The following is a 14,157-nucleotide window of genomic DNA, read 5'->3' as shown; positions in this document are numbered from 1 at the left end:
TTTTATGAGTTCGGTCGCTTTCTTCAAAAGGTCGTGCTCAAGCTGCAGTTTCTGAATATCGTGCTGCAGTGTTTCGAGCTGGCGCTCTAATTCTTTTCGCTCTGGCACTGGCGGTGAGTGGTTCTTGCGTTTCATGATTGCGGGAGCCTCCGGACCAAGTAACTGGTTTTTCCAGTTATACAGTGTCGGTCTGCATACGCCGAGCTTTTCGGCCAGGGCCTGCGCGCTTTCTTGCCGATTATAAAGTCCGACGACGCCAGCCTTCTTCAATGCGTCAGGGTATCGTGGACGTCCAGTTCTTCCAGTGACAGCTTTACTAGTTTCGGGAAACGCCTCACGAACCCATGCTGTCAACGTTGCACGACCGGGATAGCCTAAGGCGCGCATCGTTGCAGAAACACAACGACCATGCGTGCGGTAGTGCTCAACAGCCACTTCCTTCTGCGCCTGTGTGAACTTAGGGGCTCGGGGCGCAAATCCTAAACGCAGATCAAGATGGTGCTCATATTCCAGGTACCAGCCCTTCAAAGCATTCTTGCTTGGATAGCCCAACTGGCGAATAGTCGCTTTCGGGCGTTTGCCCAGCTTGATGTAGAGCGCAACTGCTCGCATCCGGTCTTCGTAGGAATACATGAACTACCTCCCTGATAGTCCAAGTTTTCGTCCGCACCCCCTGGCGGTCAGTTCTCGGCGTGACGTGGACGCATTTGAGGCGATTTTCAAACATTTCGCACCGCGCGTTAAAGCCTATATGGCCAAACTGTCTGCCGATACGCAAACAGCGGAAGAATTGATGCAAGAAACAATGATTACGGTCTGGAACAAGGCAGACCAGTTCGATTATTCAAAGGGAGCCTTGTCGACCTGGATTTTCAGGATTGCACGCAATCAACGCATTGATGCGGTACGTCGCACCCGCCGACCAGAGTTTGATCCCGCAGACCCTGCCTTTGTGCCTGACGAGGAGCAACCCGCCGATGTGAGGATTGCGGAGCAACAATCGGCGAGCCAATTGCGCGCTGCCATGGCCGACCTGCCGAAAGAACAATGTGCTTTGCTGGAACTGGCTTATTTCGAAGAAAGTACACATAGCGCCATAGCAAAGAAGCTCAACCTCCCCTTGGGAACGGTAAAATCCCGCTTGCGGCTCGCGTTCACCAAATTGCGCGCAGCACTCGATAATTCGGGAGAACGCTGATGAATATCAACCATCATCTTAGCGACGAACTTCTTTCAAGTTATGCTGCAGGCACTCTTGCCGAAGGCTGGAGCATTGCTGTCGCAACACATCTGGCGCTTTGCCCTGCATGTCGTTCGCGTTTGAATCATTTTGAGCATATCGGCGGACAGCTTCTGGACACCGTCGAACCACAAGAAATCAAAGAGGGTTCGTGGGGCGCTATTAAACGCAAGCTTGCAAACCCATCCCTGCGCGAACCAAAGCCAACAAAAACCTCAGCTCCCATTGCAACACCCGCAATTCTGCCGGAGCCTCTTCGATCTTATGTCGGTGGCGATCTGCCAGATCTGAAATGGAAATCGCTTGGGCGTGGCGCCTATCAGGTGCCTATTGCGATCAATGATGGTGAAACCAATGTGCGCTTGCTCAGAATTCCCGCTGGCAAGCCAGTGCCTGAACATGGTCATGGCGGACGCGAGTTGACGCTGGTACTCAGCGGTAGTTTTCACGACGGAACTGGCCTTTTTGCGCGTGGGGATATCGAAGAGGCAGATGCCGATCTGGTGCATCAGCCGATTGCGTCACCCGGTGGTGATTGCATATGTCTTGCGGTGACTGATGCCCCGCTCAAATTCCAGAGCTGGCTGATGCGGATGGTCCAGCCTTTGATTGGGATTTAAAAAAGGCGGCACCCTTGCCGCCTTTTTCATTTAGAGCGCATCCCGAAAAGTGGGAACCGGATTTCGGAACAAGACGCAGTAAAAACAAATAGATAAAGCATTTCAATGATTCAATTCAAACTGGAAATGCTCTAGTTCAGGGCGATAATTGCTGCGTTCAAAGCAGTCGCAAGCGATAGCCAAACGAGATACGGCACAAACAACAGCGCCGATATTCGATCCGGCCGCCATGCACGAATGATAAACAGCAGCACACAAAGCCAAACGCCAATAATGACTATCAGTCCCAGCACTGTCAGATGCGCCCCGAAAAAGATTGGCGACCATAGAAAATTCAGCACCATCTGACCAAACCAAGGTCCGCGACGCTGCCAACCCGTATCGCTTATCCAGGTACGCCACCCGGCAATGGCTATGAAGATATATAATATCGTCCAGATAGGGCCGAAGGCTGCATTGGGCGGCGTAAACCAAGGCTTCTGCAAAGACGCATACCATTCGCCCGGCGGAAAGCCGATACCGATTGCCATTCCAATGACAACAATGATGAAGGCGAAGACGGCTAGAAGACCCAATTTCTGCATATGTTTATTCCAATCTATCCGCTGATCCGCGATGTTACCCAATAGCCAATATAGGCCGACACCGCAGAGAGGACAGTGCCCCAGATCAAGTCAGCAATCGTCAGAGTCCACGACCAGTTCTTTAAGGTCGCCTGATTGGTCAGATCGTATGTTGCGTAGGCGACAAACCCCAAAAGAGCACCATGAACAACCGTTACGGTGGCGCTACCAGCCAAAAGGCCCGGGCGTACCGCAAAAAACACCAGTCCGAACACGAAGATCACATAGAAAACAATAGCCGGTGCCAGGCGAAAACCGGGCGCAAGCATATCGCCCATGACAGGACGATAGAACACATTTGCCATGTTGGAGAGCCAGACTGAATCAATCGCAAGAAAGGCGATTGCTGTGACCAGATAGGCGGTGAAATAGGTTTTCATCAATATCATCGCTCTCTTAATTAATACGGGACCAACCGACATTCCGGCATAAAAGACCTGCTAGAACGCAGCCATTAGTCGTCATTTTATCGCCGTCCACCTTCACGCTGATTTTGTAGGTCAGATTACGTTGCGGATCGAAAGCAGTGCCCGAATATTGGCCGTCCGCCGTTGGATTAATGCTCATGACCAGTCGGTCACCGGTCTTTTCCTTGGCTGTTCCGGGCTTGATCCACGTGTTGGTAGCGCAGATATCCTTGCCGCATTCGGCAATGCGAACGCGCGCCTTGCCATCGCCCCGCGCCCAGTTACCACTAATATCAGTAGCCTGCGCCGAAACGGGAAATAACAGTATCATCATGGTAATCGTCAGCATCCATTTCATCGACGCCTCCTGCATCAGTGGACCCGATTTTTATTCATGCTCAATCGTATAAAGGCCGACATTGATCGCGCCTTCCTTAAACCCGCCTTCGCAATAGCAAAGGTAATATTCCCACAGCCGCCGGAACCGATGATCAAAGCCAAGCTTTTCGATTTCCGACCAGTTGGACACGAAACGATGACGCCATTCAGCAAGGGTCTGGGCATAGGAGTGGCCGAAGTGCTCCACCTCTTTCAGCACCAGTCCGGCCTTGGCGAGATGCCGGTCCAACACCTTGTCTGAAGGCAGGAATCCGCCCGGGAAAATGAATTTCTGGATGAAATCTGCCTTGCGGCGATAATCCTCAAAGCGGGCATCCTCTATCGAAATAATCTGCAACACGGCACGACCATCTGCCTTGAGACAACGCTTCAGCGTCGCAAAATAATCAGGCCAATAGGCTTCACCAACTGCCTCAAACATTTCGATGGAGACGATGCGGTCGAACTGACCTTCAACATCGCGGTAATCCTGAAGATGCAGATCAACTGCATCGCTTTGGCCGGTCTCAGCCACCCCTGCATTCGCCCATGCAAGCTGAGACGGAGACAAGGTGATACCAGTTACGTAGGCATCGCCATGTTCCGCCAGATAGCCCGCAAGGGCACCCCAACCACAGCCGATTTCCAGAATTTTTTCGCCGCCTTCGAGTGCCAGCTTTTCTCTAATGCACTGCAACTTATATTCCTGCGCAGTTTCAAGTGTGGGCGTCTTTTCGTTCCAGATCGCCGATGAATAGAGCATCGATGGATCAAGCCAGCGGCGATAAAAATCATTGCCGAGATCGTAGTGAGCCTCAATGTTTTTGCGGCTGCCGCGCTTTGTATTGGCATTGAGCAAATGCCCCAACCGATGCATCAGCCGCATCCAGCGTGATCCGCGCAAAGTGGAAAGCAACGTGTCGCGATTGCGGGCTGCAAAACGGATGACGGACGTCAGATCAGGTGTTTCCCAGTCACCATCGATATAGGCTTGAGCAAAACCGATATCGCCGCCGGTCAACAGACGGCGCAGCGAGCGCCAGCTTTTGATTGCAATGTTGGCTTCAGGACCGGGGACGGTTCCTTGTGCTGAAATAATTTTTCCCGAAGGCAGTGCAATGACCAAACGACCATGACGGACCTGATTGAGCAGTCGCCGCAATATGCGCGAGGATGGGCTCAAGCCTGCATGAACCGACGTGGGCGCAGCCGGAAAATGAGAGAAATCGTCTAGCTGGCTCATGCTGCCCTGTTCCTCTGCGGTGGATTTTCAGTCCGAATATGGGTGACGGGAAACTGTGGTGGCTGCGGGCGCTTACGAAACCCTATGCCTTTCGCCCAAATTTTCAGCGTTTCCCAGTGGATGCCGCCGACAACACGCAAGGTGAGAAACGGGATGGTAAAAAAGGCACGTAACAGCGCTGCATCGCTCAACTTTACCCGGCGGGCGAGATGACGTGCAGTCAGCAACAGCCCTTCATCATCGAAGCTGTTGATCCTGATCATGAGTTTGTCTGCCGGTGACAGCACTTCAAACTCATAGCGCAGCTTCATGTCCATGAAGGGTGAGACGTAAAACGCCTTGTCACAGCTCTGAACGATCCGACCGTTCTGCTCGCCATCGACAGGGATCATATAGCCGTGGCGCTGTTTGAACGTATTGTCGACTTCCCACAAAATGGCCGTCAACTCGCCCCCGCGATTGTAGCAAAAGAAGACGCTGAGCGGATTGAACGCCCAACCAAGAATCCGCGGCATTGTGAGCAATCGAATGGCACCGCCATCCGGCTCAATGCCTGCACCGCGCATGGCATCTTCCACCTGCTCGCGAAGCGGTGTCACTGAACCGTTACCTCTGTCTTTCTCGTGGAAAGAAAAGAGATTGAAGCGATTGACCGAAAACAGCCTCAACCTGCTGTGAAGGGCTTCCAACTCGTCTAGATCAAGCAATAGCGAATAAATCTTGTAGCCAAGCTTATGAACCTTTGGCCGCAAGCGCGTATGGGTGACGTGGCCGGGAAAAAGCGCAGATTGGAAGAGCTCGGTCATGCCAGCGCCCTTTCCCTGGTGGGTACAGCATGGCGGACGATGCGTGCACTTTCCTGCTCTACCTGCCATGGACGGCGCAATCCGCCCAAGTCTTCGGCAACCGCCAATCCTGCCTGAAGACCGTCTTCATGAAAGCCTGAGCCAAAATGCGCCCCGCAGAACCATGTCCGCCGTCGGCCTTGCAAAGACCAGATTTCCTTCTGCGCGCGATCGGTCGCCATGTCGAAAATTGGATGCTCATAGATCTCGCGGCGGATGACCAGATCCTCACGCAGCGCACGACATGGGTTGAGCGTAACAAACGTATCAGGAGCTGCGCCCAATGGCTGCAAGCGGTTCATCCAATAGGTAATAGATGGCTGCGATGGTCCCGTTGCTGAATTGGTCAGATAATTCCAGCTCGACCATGCTGCGCGGCGCTTGGGCATAAGCGAGGCATCGCGGTGAAGCACAGCTTCATTGCGGGAATATTGAAATGCCCCAAGAATGTGGCTTTCCTCAACGCTTGGATCGGCAAGCATTCGTAGCGCCTGATCAGCATGGGTTGCGATAACCACATCATCAAATGCATAGGAAACACCGTTTCCATCGACCAGCTCCACAGCATTTCCAGAGCGCCGCACTGTTTTAATCGGTGTTGAGAGTTTGATGTTGTCCGCATAAGGCTTCGTGATACGCTTCACATATTCGCGGCTACCGCCTTCCACCGTTTGCCAAATCGGGCGCCCCCGCAGATCAAGCAAGCCATGATTGCAGCAAAAGCGCACAAAGCTTGCAGCCGGATAACGCCCGACCTCCATGGCAGGCGTGGACCAGATCGCAGCCGCCATTGGATAAAGATGGTCCTCACGAAACGCTCTGCCATAACCATTTCGTGTCAAATAATCACCAAGTGAAATGCTGCCCATCATTTCCATATCTTTGGGCGCATTGCGATAAAAGCGCAAAAGATCGCGGATCATCGACCAGAAGCGTGGGCTTACAAGATTGGAGCGTTGGGCGAATAAACCCAGTCCCGTACCGCCCGAATATTCGTAGGCGCCATTTCCGACTGAAACCGCAAAAGACATGTTTGATGAGACTGTAGGGACTTCTAGCGTGCGGAAGAGTGCTGTCAGGTTTGGATAGGTTACTTCATTATAGACAATGAACCCCGTATCAACCGCGACGCTTCCGGCGCTGCTTGCAAATTCGACAGTGTTGCTGTGCCCGCCGATGCGGTTTGCCGCTTCAAACACAGTGACATCATGGCGTTGCGAGAGGAGCCACGCAGCCGACAATCCGGAAATCCCGCTGCCGATAACCGCGATCTTGAGACGTTTAGAGCTGCCCGGATGGTTCGTGATATCCATAAGTCCCTCTCTTCGCAGTGTCTTTGCTGCATTTTCATCGTCTTACGTTTTGAGAAGGGAATTGGTTCAATCCTGTGCCGAAATTTTTTCATTTTTTCAGCGGACTAAGGAAACCAAAAGGCAAGACTGAACGTATTGCATGTAGGAAATGCACTCATGACCAAAGGTCTGTCATGCAACTCGGTCTGCTTTTGATTGTCGCGATAAGCCTGTCTGCCATCATGGTTTTTGCATGGGCGCTTCAGCGGAAGACCGGCAAAAGCGGCTGGATCGATGCGATTTGGTCGTTCTCAGTGGGTGTGGGGTCTGTTATCGCCGTCCTTCTAGCAAATGCGTCGTGGCAGCGCCGTTCAGCGATCCTGCTCCTTATTCTTATGTGGTCGCTGCGTCTTGGTTTGCACATTACCCAGAGAAGCATGGGACATGGTGAAGACCCGCGTTATGCAAAGCTTATGAAAGAATGGGGCGCTGATGCTTCAAAGCGCCTTTTCTGGTTTTTACAAATACAGGCATCGGCCGCATTCATTCTGGTTCTGGCAGTCTATCTTGCGGTAATAAGCCGACCCGACTTTCCGCATTTTTGGGACGCTATCGCGGTTGCAGTCATCGCAATAGCGCTCACGGGCGAAGCGCTTTCTGACGCGCAGCTCGCACAGTTTCGCAAAACACCAGAGGCCAAAACCGAAGTCTGCGAAACAGGTCTATGGGCCTATTCGCGACATCCAAACTATTTCTTCGAATGGCTGTTCTGGTGCGCATGGCCACTGATGGCGATCACCGCCTCGCCATGGACTTGGCTGTCGTTGCTCGCGCCTATTCAGATGTATTGGCTGCTGGTGCATGTCTCAGGCATCCCGCCGCTCGAAGAACACATGCTGAAATCGCGCGGTGAAAAATTCCGCGCCCTTCAACATCGCGTCAATACGTTTTTCCCCGGACCCCGAAACAATTCACACGGATCAGGAGCCTCAACATGAATATGCTGGCATATGCAATCAATGCTGCAGAACGCGTTCCTCTGAGTGACACGATCACGCTAGCCGGTATCGATTATCTCTGTGGCCGCACCAAGCGACGGCTGGCGGAAACGCCGGAAGATATCGAACAGGATTTTCTTCAAACCATGAAGAATTTTCCTGTTGCCACCCATACCGATGACGCCAATCGCCAGCATTATGAATTGCCCCCGCATTTCTTTGAACTGGCGCTGGGGCCACAGCGCAAATATTCCTGCTGTCTCTATCCCGATAAAAACACCACCCTCGAACACGCCGAAACCTATGCGCTAAGCGAAACAGTGCGCCATGCCGACCTCAGGGACGGAATGAATATTCTGGAGCTTGGCTGCGGCTGGGGTTCCCTGTCGCTTTATCTCGCTGAGAACTTCCCCAATTCCCACGTCGTTTCAGTCTCCAATTCTGCACCACAGCGCACCTATATCGAAGCACAGGCAGCGACGCGTGGTCTTAAAAACCTCACGGTCATCACAGCAGATATGAACGGCTTTTCAATCGACCAGCGCTTTGATCGGGTGGTTTCGGTTGAGATGTTCGAACATATGTCGAACTGGCAATCATTGTTTGAACGCGTCCGCAGATGGCTTCATGCGGATGGCAGACTGTTCATCCATGTCTTCACCCACCGCGATCGCTCCTATCGCTTCAATCATGAAAATCCTGCTGACTGGATTGCCCATCACTTCTTCACCGGTGGCATCATGCCCGCCTTCGATCTCCCCCACCGCTTCGGCGATCTCTTCACGGTCGAACAGGACTGGCGATGGTCGGGCAGGCATTATCAGCAAACAGCTTTGGATTGGCTCAAGAATTTCGACAATTCGATTGATCAGATCAGGCCAATTCTGCAACAGGTTTACGTGCAGGATGCTGGCCTCTGGGAACGCCGCTGGCGGCTTTTCTTTCTCGCAACTGCCGGGCTATTTGGCCATGAAAATGGTGACGTCTGGGGTGTCGGGCACTATCTTTTGAAGCCTGTCAAATAAGGATTATTCTATGACTGCGAATGTGCTTATCTGGTTGCGCAACGATCTGCGTCTTGCCGACAACCCTGCCCTTCATGCCGCGGTTAAGCTCGGTGGCAAGATCACAGCGCTTTATGTACATGAGACCAATCAGCAATTGCGCTCGCCCGGCGGAGCTGTGCTTTGGTGGCTGGAGCAGAGCCTTAATTCGCTTGAAAAGAGTCTCAACGAACGCAATGTCAATTTGCTTGTAGCGCGAGGCGATGCACTCGATATCATCGAAAAACTGATCGAAGAAAACGGCTTTGATGCCGTTTTCTGGAACCGGCGTTATGCTCCGCAGGAGCGGGACGTTGATTCAATCGTCAAATCCACATTAAAAGACAAAGGCCTCAATGTTGAATCCTTTGCTGGCAATCTTCTGTCGGAACCATGGGAGATCAAAACAGGTGGCGGCGGTCCTTATCAGGTCTTCACACCCTATGCCAGAACGCTACGTCAGCAGGGTGTAACCCGACCGCTCTCCTCGTCTGACTGGAAAGCCGAGCAATCTACGGGCATGCAAAAGCGGGAAGCTTACAAGCAACCGTTCTGGTCAAAAAAGATGATTGGTTTGTGGGAAATAGGCGAAGCGGCGGCTATTGATCAGTTATATCATTTCTTCGATGAAACTATTCAAAACTATGCTGGTGATCGTGACCGGCCTGATGTCGAAGGAACCTCCAAACTCTCGCCGCATCTCCGCTTTGGAGAGATCAGCCCACGACAGGCATGGTACGCTACGCTGTCGTTGATGGATAAGCATCCAAACACCCAGACCGGTGGCGAGAAGTTTCTTTCCGAACTGATCTGGCGCGATTTCCATTATCACCAGCTCTATTATCGTCCTGACATTGCCGAAAACGATATGCGCAACACGCTTGCCGATATTCAGTGGCAAAGTAACCCGCAAGCACTGGGGGCATGGAAGAAGGGTAATACCGGTATTCCGATGATTGATGCCGGTATGCGTCAGCTCTGGGCGACAGGCTGGATGCATAACCGTGTGCGAATGCTGGTGGCATCCGTGTTGAGCAAAAATATGCAGATCGACTGGCGTGAAGGCGAAAAATGGTTCTGGGATACGCTGGTTGATGCTGATATCGCCAGCAATCCGGGGAGCTGGCAATGGGTGGCCGGTTGCGGCATGGACGCAGCCCCTTATTTCCGCGTGTTCAATCCTGTTTTGCAAGGCGACAAGTTCGATACCGATGGCGCCTATGTACGCGAATGGGTGCCGGAAATCGCATCCCTGCCGGATCGCTGGATTCACAAGCCGTTTGCGGCGCCGGAAAACGTTTTACGAGAAGCGGGGATCGTTCTTGGGAAAACTTACCCACTTTCCGTCTTCAAGGCGCCGAAGGCAGGGAAATAATCCCGATCAGAACTTCTGCATTAACCCACGCGCAGCGAGCTCGCTGCGCTTTAGATCTTTGTAGATATCGCGCTTGGCAGCATGGAATTCGCTGACCAAGCCTTTCTGCGGCTCAATTGTTTCAGCAATGGCGCTCATGCTGGCTGCAACTTGAGACAAATCGCTTTTCTCAAAAGCGCTCGCACCTGCGATACCAGAGCCAAGCAGAACTGGTTCTGCTGAAGTCGGCAGGGCCACTTCCAGTCCCGTTGCATCGGCCAATATCCGGCGCATGAGCGCGCTTCGTGCAGCACCTCCACTGACGATTATCGAGCGGATGGGAATATCCTTGGCAGTCAGTGCGTCTAGAATGTCTGCTGTGCCATAAGCCAGTCCGCAAAGGCCAGCGACGAACAGATGAACCAGATTCTCGCGGGATGCATCAAGCTTGATACCCGTGATCGTGCCAGTGGCTTCGGGATCGGCATCTGGTGCACGATTGCCCAAAAACTCCGGCACGACATGAAGCCCCTTTGCCAGAAGCGCCACTTTTGAAAGCTCCCCCGCAGCATCGATAGCGAGTTGTTCGAGATAATCGAGGAGCGACAGGCCTTTTTCTGCCGCTTCCTTCTCTGCCTCGGCCTTATACGGATGCAGCCCAACCAGATAGTCGGTAGCCGCACCAAAGGCCGACTGCCCGCCTTCATTAAGCCAAAGGCCAGGCATCATCGCACCCCAATAGGGGCCCCAGACACCATCCACAAAGGCAGGCTTCTCTGTAACACTCATCGTGCAGGCGGAGGTGCCGATAATCAGCGCCAGCCGTGAGCGCATATCGACAGCGCTATCGCCATCCGCACTGCCTGCAATGGTGCCTACACCACCTGCATGGGCATCGATGAGAGAGGCGCCGACAGCCGTACCAGCAAGAAGTCCAAGTTCCTTTGCAGCCTGCTCAGTCAGGCCTTGCCCCAATGGGGTCGCAATATCAACGATGTCAGTTCCTACGCGGGCAAAACCTTCATCGGCCAGCACACCAAGACCGATAGTGCGGAAATAGTCTTCATCCCAGCGTTTTTCATGGCCAAGATAGGTCCATTTGCAAACCACCGTACAGAGTGAGCGCGAATGGCTACCAGTTGCACGATAGGTGAGATAATCAGGCAAATCGAAGAAAAGGCCAGCGGCATTGAAGGTTTGAGGGTTGTTTTCCTTCAACCAGAGCAGCTTCGGTGTTTCCATTTCTGGCGAAATGCGGCCACCTACATATTTCAAAACGGGATGGGCTGTCGCGTTGATGCGTTCGGCTTGTTCGCTGGCACGATGATCCATCCAGACGATGATATTTCGTTCCGCTTCTCCTGCAGGGCTCGCGGGCAATGGATTGCCCTCTTTGTCGAGAATAACCAGCGAACAGGTGGCATCAAAGCCAATGCCTTTGACGGATTCCGGGGCAATTTTTGCCTGCTTCAGCGCTGCCGCCACTGAGTTGCAAACAGCCTGCCAGATATCTTCCGAGGATTGCTCGACGATATCCGAGCCCTGCTTCCACATACGAATATTTTGCTTAGCACTCGCAAGTAATGCCCCATCGCGTGTAAACAGCCCTGCCCGCGCACTGCCCGTGCCGACATCAACACCCAGAAATACGTCCACTTTATGCCTCCCATCCGAGACATGGCGCGCTAAAATCAGCGCGCCACGCAGGGTCTTGGCTACAACATCGGCCAGAAAATCGGAACCGATTTTTTACTGTTCTATTGCAATGGAGAACCGTTCGCGCGCGTCCCGCAAAGATGAACCTCAATGCCCAGCTGATGCGCGAGACTTGCCTTGGCCAGCATCGCATCATCCGCCGCAGACGCGTCACTCGCATAGACAACCTGAATGTGGTTGGCCTTGTGACGCGCCATCATCTGATCGCGGGTGACGCCATAAAGGACGCCATGCATCATCGGCCATTCGCGATTGGTAAGGTTCCAGCGCCTTTCGGTCTCTTCTGGAGAGAGCGACACCGCTTGTCCGCGGCCAATATCCATTTTGAGACGCCCGTCTTCAACATAGATACGCGACCATATGAGTTCACCCGGCCTGGCAATGCCGCGCAGGGTGCCTCCACCTTTGGCGAAGAACATCGGTGGCTGGCGCACAGAATCCGAGCCACGATAACCGCCCTCATGATGCGCCGGTGGTGCTGCACCTGAAATCTCGAACACCCAGACGTAATCGCCCGTCGTGCCACCATGATCCGCATCGCCCCAACGCAGATCATGGAGTGTCGTTTCGACAGGTTCCCCAAGAGCGCGATGCAGACGGTTGATCATCAAAGCATCAAGACCGGCGCATTCATCCACCTCATTGAAGTGAACCACAGCCTTGCCGTCACGGATGATCTGCCCTTCCGCATTTCGCACTGGCGGGCGATCCTCATTGTTGAGCAGCCCTTCAACAAGATCGGACGCCGGGAGCAAATCTCTCAAACCCTGCTGATATTGAATGCCAATTGTTTCGCACCCAAACTGTTCTGCCAAGCGCACAGCAGCGATATAGGTCTGGCATTGACCAATCACCTGCGCTTCCGTCAACTCCTGCGCATCGTCTTTGCCAAGATGAAAGGTCATCCCGGCATCGAGCAACCATTGATAAGCCTGCCGGGCCTCATCCTGCGAAACATTGATTGCCGCATGATAAAGCGCTGACTGCGACAGGCGCTCTTTGAAGACGCCCAATGGAAACAACAGTTCGTCGGGAATGATCGCATTATACATTCCCATGCAGCCTTCATCGAAAATGCCCATAATGGATCGATTTTCAATGAGGTCTTTGGCGATGTGCGAAGCCTGTTCGACAAGATGCGGCGGCACATGCGCGTTATCAAACGGCGTCACATGGGATGTATCATGTGAGGCAATCTTGCCGGTTTTCAGCCACTCATCAAGCTTGTCGAGAAACCACTGATCCGTGAAATCCTCGCTCCAGAGCGACGCATATTCAACACCCGCCTTGGTCAGCGATCCGTTGAGATTGAGCAGCCCAACCAAACCGGGATAGGTTCCCGACCAGTTGGCAACTGTCAGGATTGGTCCGCGATGAGCAATCAATCCGGCCAGAACGTTCTGCGAATATTGCCAGACTGCCTCGGCAACAATCAGCGGCGCATAGCGATCAATCTTGGAGAAGACTTCAATGCCCTGCTTTTGCGTTGCGATGAAACCGTGGCCGGTTTTTCGATCAACGCCATGTCCGCGCGACGCTTTCCGACCCAGTTTTTCGATTGCCGCTACAAGGCGGCTTTCCATATTGGCCTGTTCGGGCCAGCATTGAATGTTTGCGCTTTCACGCAAGTCACCGTTGGCGACAAGAATGATATCCTGCATGTGGTCTCCTCCTCTGGAACCGATGCTTTGTCCTCAACAAGCAGTTCAACTGCTCTGATCAGACAGGACCGGTTGATCCCAAAGGCCAAACACTCTGCAGCTTCTCACCAGACAAAATGCGTTCACGGCATTGGATTTCACCATCGCCATTGGCATCTGCGTCGTCCGCTATGACGGCAACCAGTTCTTCCGGGATAACCACGACACCGGAGATATCAGCAAAGATCACATCGCCCGGACGAACACGAACACCGTTGATGTTCAACTCAACCTGCGACTGGGTAGGCTCCATTCGTCCTGATACACCGACCGGACTTACACCGCGCGCGAACAGCGGGTAGTCGAGCTTCTTCACTTCGGCGATATCGCGTACCGTGCCATTGACGATGGTTGCAGCGGCGCCTGCTGTTTTTGCACCTGTCGACATCAGCTCGCCTGTACCCGAGCCTTCGGCACAAGACGCATCCACCAGCAAAATACCGCCATCAACGACTGAATCAATCGTGCCGTGATAGACATCCTGTGGCTGACCGGTCCGTGTGCTTTTTTCATAAAGAACAGTGTGGACGGGACCGCAAATAACCTGACCAGGCTTCAACACGCTTTGCAGGCTGAGACCCTGCAGAAAGCCATAGAAGCCGTGCTTGTCCATGACGTCCTGAATGTCGCCGGAGTACCAGCGCGAAAGACGCTTGATGGCATCCCAGTTGACGCGCGAATAATCATAGCTGCTCATT

The 14,157-nt window shown here is 53.1% G+C and carries 15 protein-coding genes; 5 read left to right on the top strand and 10 right to left on the bottom strand.

The window, feature by feature from the left end:
- Positions 1-633: transposase (locus OIV19_RS13465; protein WP_264231955.1), on the bottom strand; the 633-nt coding region annotated here is incomplete at its 3' end.
- On the opposite strand from OIV19_RS13465, the gene OIV19_RS13460 reads away from it, so the two are divergent.
- Together OIV19_RS13460 and OIV19_RS13455 are read left to right on the top strand one after the other, a co-directional pair.
- Positions 632-1,198, top strand: coding sequence for a sigma-70 family RNA polymerase sigma factor (locus tag OIV19_RS13460; protein ID WP_264231954.1), 567 nt, complete (start codon positions 632-634; stop codon positions 1,196-1,198). The genes OIV19_RS13465 and OIV19_RS13460 overlap by 2 nt on opposite strands.
- The gene (locus OIV19_RS13455) at positions 1,198-1,860 is read left to right on the top strand and encodes a ChrR family anti-sigma-E factor (RefSeq protein ID WP_264231953.1); all 663 of its coding nucleotides are present in this window, start codon (positions 1,198-1,200) and stop codon (positions 1,858-1,860) included. Before OIV19_RS13460 ends, OIV19_RS13455 begins: the two co-directional genes overlap by 1 nt.
- Positions 1,861-1,991: 131 nt before the next feature.
- Here the strand turns inward: OIV19_RS13455 and OIV19_RS13450 are convergent, their stop codons facing one another.
- From OIV19_RS13450 to OIV19_RS13425, 6 genes are read right to left on the bottom strand one after another with little or no spacing between them, the layout of a single operon-like run.
- A complete protein-coding gene (locus tag OIV19_RS13450; RefSeq protein WP_095444122.1) occupies positions 1,992-2,444 on the bottom strand; it encodes a TspO/MBR family protein in 453 nt (150 codons plus the stop codon).
- 14 nt (positions 2,445-2,458) lie between these two features.
- The gene (locus OIV19_RS13445) at positions 2,459-2,863 is read right to left on the bottom strand and encodes a DUF2177 family protein (protein ID WP_151092713.1); all 405 of its coding nucleotides are present in this window, start codon (positions 2,861-2,863) and stop codon (positions 2,459-2,461) included.
- Positions 2,864-2,879: 16 nt separating this feature from the next.
- Complete coding sequence (locus tag OIV19_RS13440; RefSeq protein WP_264231952.1) at positions 2,880-3,248, bottom strand: DUF2147 domain-containing protein; 369 nt, start codon at positions 3,246-3,248, stop codon at positions 2,880-2,882.
- Positions 3,249-3,278: 30 nt separating this feature from the next.
- A complete protein-coding gene (locus OIV19_RS13435) occupies positions 3,279-4,511 on the bottom strand; it encodes an SAM-dependent methyltransferase (protein ID WP_264231951.1) in 1,233 nt (410 codons plus the stop codon).
- The gene (locus OIV19_RS13430; RefSeq protein WP_264231950.1) at positions 4,508-5,317 is read right to left on the bottom strand and encodes a DUF1365 family protein; all 810 of its coding nucleotides are present in this window, start codon (positions 5,315-5,317) and stop codon (positions 4,508-4,510) included. Before OIV19_RS13430 ends, OIV19_RS13435 begins: the two co-directional genes overlap by 4 nt.
- Positions 5,314-6,669, bottom strand: a complete 1,356-nt coding sequence (locus OIV19_RS13425; RefSeq protein WP_264231949.1) for an NAD(P)/FAD-dependent oxidoreductase — start codon at positions 6,667-6,669, stop codon at positions 5,314-5,316. The genes OIV19_RS13430 and OIV19_RS13425 overlap by 4 nt, the downstream gene beginning before the upstream one ends.
- Positions 6,670-6,842: 173 nt before the next feature.
- On the opposite strand from OIV19_RS13425, the gene OIV19_RS13420 reads away from it, so the two are divergent.
- From OIV19_RS13420 to OIV19_RS13410, 3 genes are read left to right on the top strand one after another with little or no spacing between them, the layout of a single operon-like run.
- Positions 6,843-7,646, top strand: a complete 804-nt coding sequence (locus OIV19_RS13420; protein ID WP_264231948.1) for a DUF1295 domain-containing protein — start codon at positions 6,843-6,845, stop codon at positions 7,644-7,646.
- Positions 7,643-8,671: an SAM-dependent methyltransferase gene (locus OIV19_RS13415; protein WP_264231947.1), complete on the top strand. Its 1,029-nt coding sequence runs from the start codon at positions 7,643-7,645 to the stop codon at positions 8,669-8,671. Before OIV19_RS13420 ends, OIV19_RS13415 begins: the two co-directional genes overlap by 4 nt.
- A 10-nt stretch (positions 8,672-8,681) precedes the next feature.
- Complete coding sequence (locus tag OIV19_RS13410; RefSeq protein ID WP_264231946.1) at positions 8,682-10,064, top strand: cryptochrome/photolyase family protein; 1,383 nt, start codon at positions 8,682-8,684, stop codon at positions 10,062-10,064.
- Positions 10,065-10,070: 6 nt separating this feature from the next.
- On the opposite strand, the gene OIV19_RS13405 is transcribed toward OIV19_RS13410, so the two are convergent.
- The 3 genes from OIV19_RS13405 to OIV19_RS13395 form a co-directional block, all read right to left on the bottom strand.
- Positions 10,071-11,699, bottom strand: a complete 1,629-nt coding sequence (locus OIV19_RS13405; protein ID WP_264231945.1) for an FGGY-family carbohydrate kinase — start codon at positions 11,697-11,699, stop codon at positions 10,071-10,073.
- A gap of 101 nt (positions 11,700-11,800) precedes the next feature.
- Positions 11,801-13,420 (bottom strand): fucose isomerase, encoded by a 1,620-nt coding sequence (locus OIV19_RS13400; RefSeq protein WP_264231944.1) that lies wholly within the window; start codon positions 13,418-13,420, stop codon positions 11,801-11,803.
- Between the two features lie 58 nt (positions 13,421-13,478).
- The gene (locus tag OIV19_RS13395; RefSeq protein WP_264231943.1) at positions 13,479-14,156 is read right to left on the bottom strand and encodes an RraA family protein; all 678 of its coding nucleotides are present in this window, start codon (positions 14,154-14,156) and stop codon (positions 13,479-13,481) included.
- Position 14,157 lies beyond the last annotated feature (1 nt).

The sequence above is a fragment of the Brucella sp. HL-2 genome (assembly GCF_025846885.2).
GTDB classification, from domain to species: domain Bacteria; phylum Pseudomonadota; class Alphaproteobacteria; order Rhizobiales; family Rhizobiaceae; genus Brucella; species Brucella quorumnocens.
Note: the sequence above shows the minus strand (reverse complement) of the source record. Positions and strands in the feature narration are given on the sequence as shown.

Coding starts and splice junctions, on each gene's coding strand:
- OIV19_RS13410 (WP_264231946.1), top strand. CDS start 8,682: ATGACTGCGAATGTGCTTATCTGGTTGCGCAACGATCTGCGTCTTGCC.
- OIV19_RS13450 (WP_095444122.1), bottom strand. CDS start 2,444: ATGCAGAAATTGGGTCTTCTAGCCGTCTTCGCCTTCATCATTGTTGTC.
- OIV19_RS13400 (WP_264231944.1), bottom strand. CDS start 13,420: ATGCAGGATATCATTCTTGTCGCCAACGGTGACTTGCGTGAAAGCGCA.
- OIV19_RS13415 (WP_264231947.1), top strand. CDS start 7,643: ATGAATATGCTGGCATATGCAATCAATGCTGCAGAACGCGTTCCTCTG.
- OIV19_RS13455 (WP_264231953.1), top strand. CDS start 1,198: ATGAATATCAACCATCATCTTAGCGACGAACTTCTTTCAAGTTATGCT.
- OIV19_RS13420 (WP_264231948.1), top strand. CDS start 6,843: ATGCAACTCGGTCTGCTTTTGATTGTCGCGATAAGCCTGTCTGCCATC.
- OIV19_RS13460 (WP_264231954.1), top strand. CDS start 632: ATGAACTACCTCCCTGATAGTCCAAGTTTTCGTCCGCACCCCCTGGCG.
- OIV19_RS13445 (WP_151092713.1), bottom strand. CDS start 2,863: ATGAAAACCTATTTCACCGCCTATCTGGTCACAGCAATCGCCTTTCTT.
- OIV19_RS13430 (WP_264231950.1), bottom strand. CDS start 5,317: ATGACCGAGCTCTTCCAATCTGCGCTTTTTCCCGGCCACGTCACCCAT.
- OIV19_RS13425 (WP_264231949.1), bottom strand. CDS start 6,669: ATGGATATCACGAACCATCCGGGCAGCTCTAAACGTCTCAAGATCGCG.
- OIV19_RS13395 (WP_264231943.1), bottom strand. CDS start 14,156: ATGAGCAGCTATGATTATTCGCGCGTCAACTGGGATGCCATCAAGCGT.
- OIV19_RS13435 (WP_264231951.1), bottom strand. CDS start 4,511: ATGAGCCAGCTAGACGATTTCTCTCATTTTCCGGCTGCGCCCACGTCG.
- OIV19_RS13440 (WP_264231952.1), bottom strand. CDS start 3,248: ATGAAATGGATGCTGACGATTACCATGATGATACTGTTATTTCCCGTT.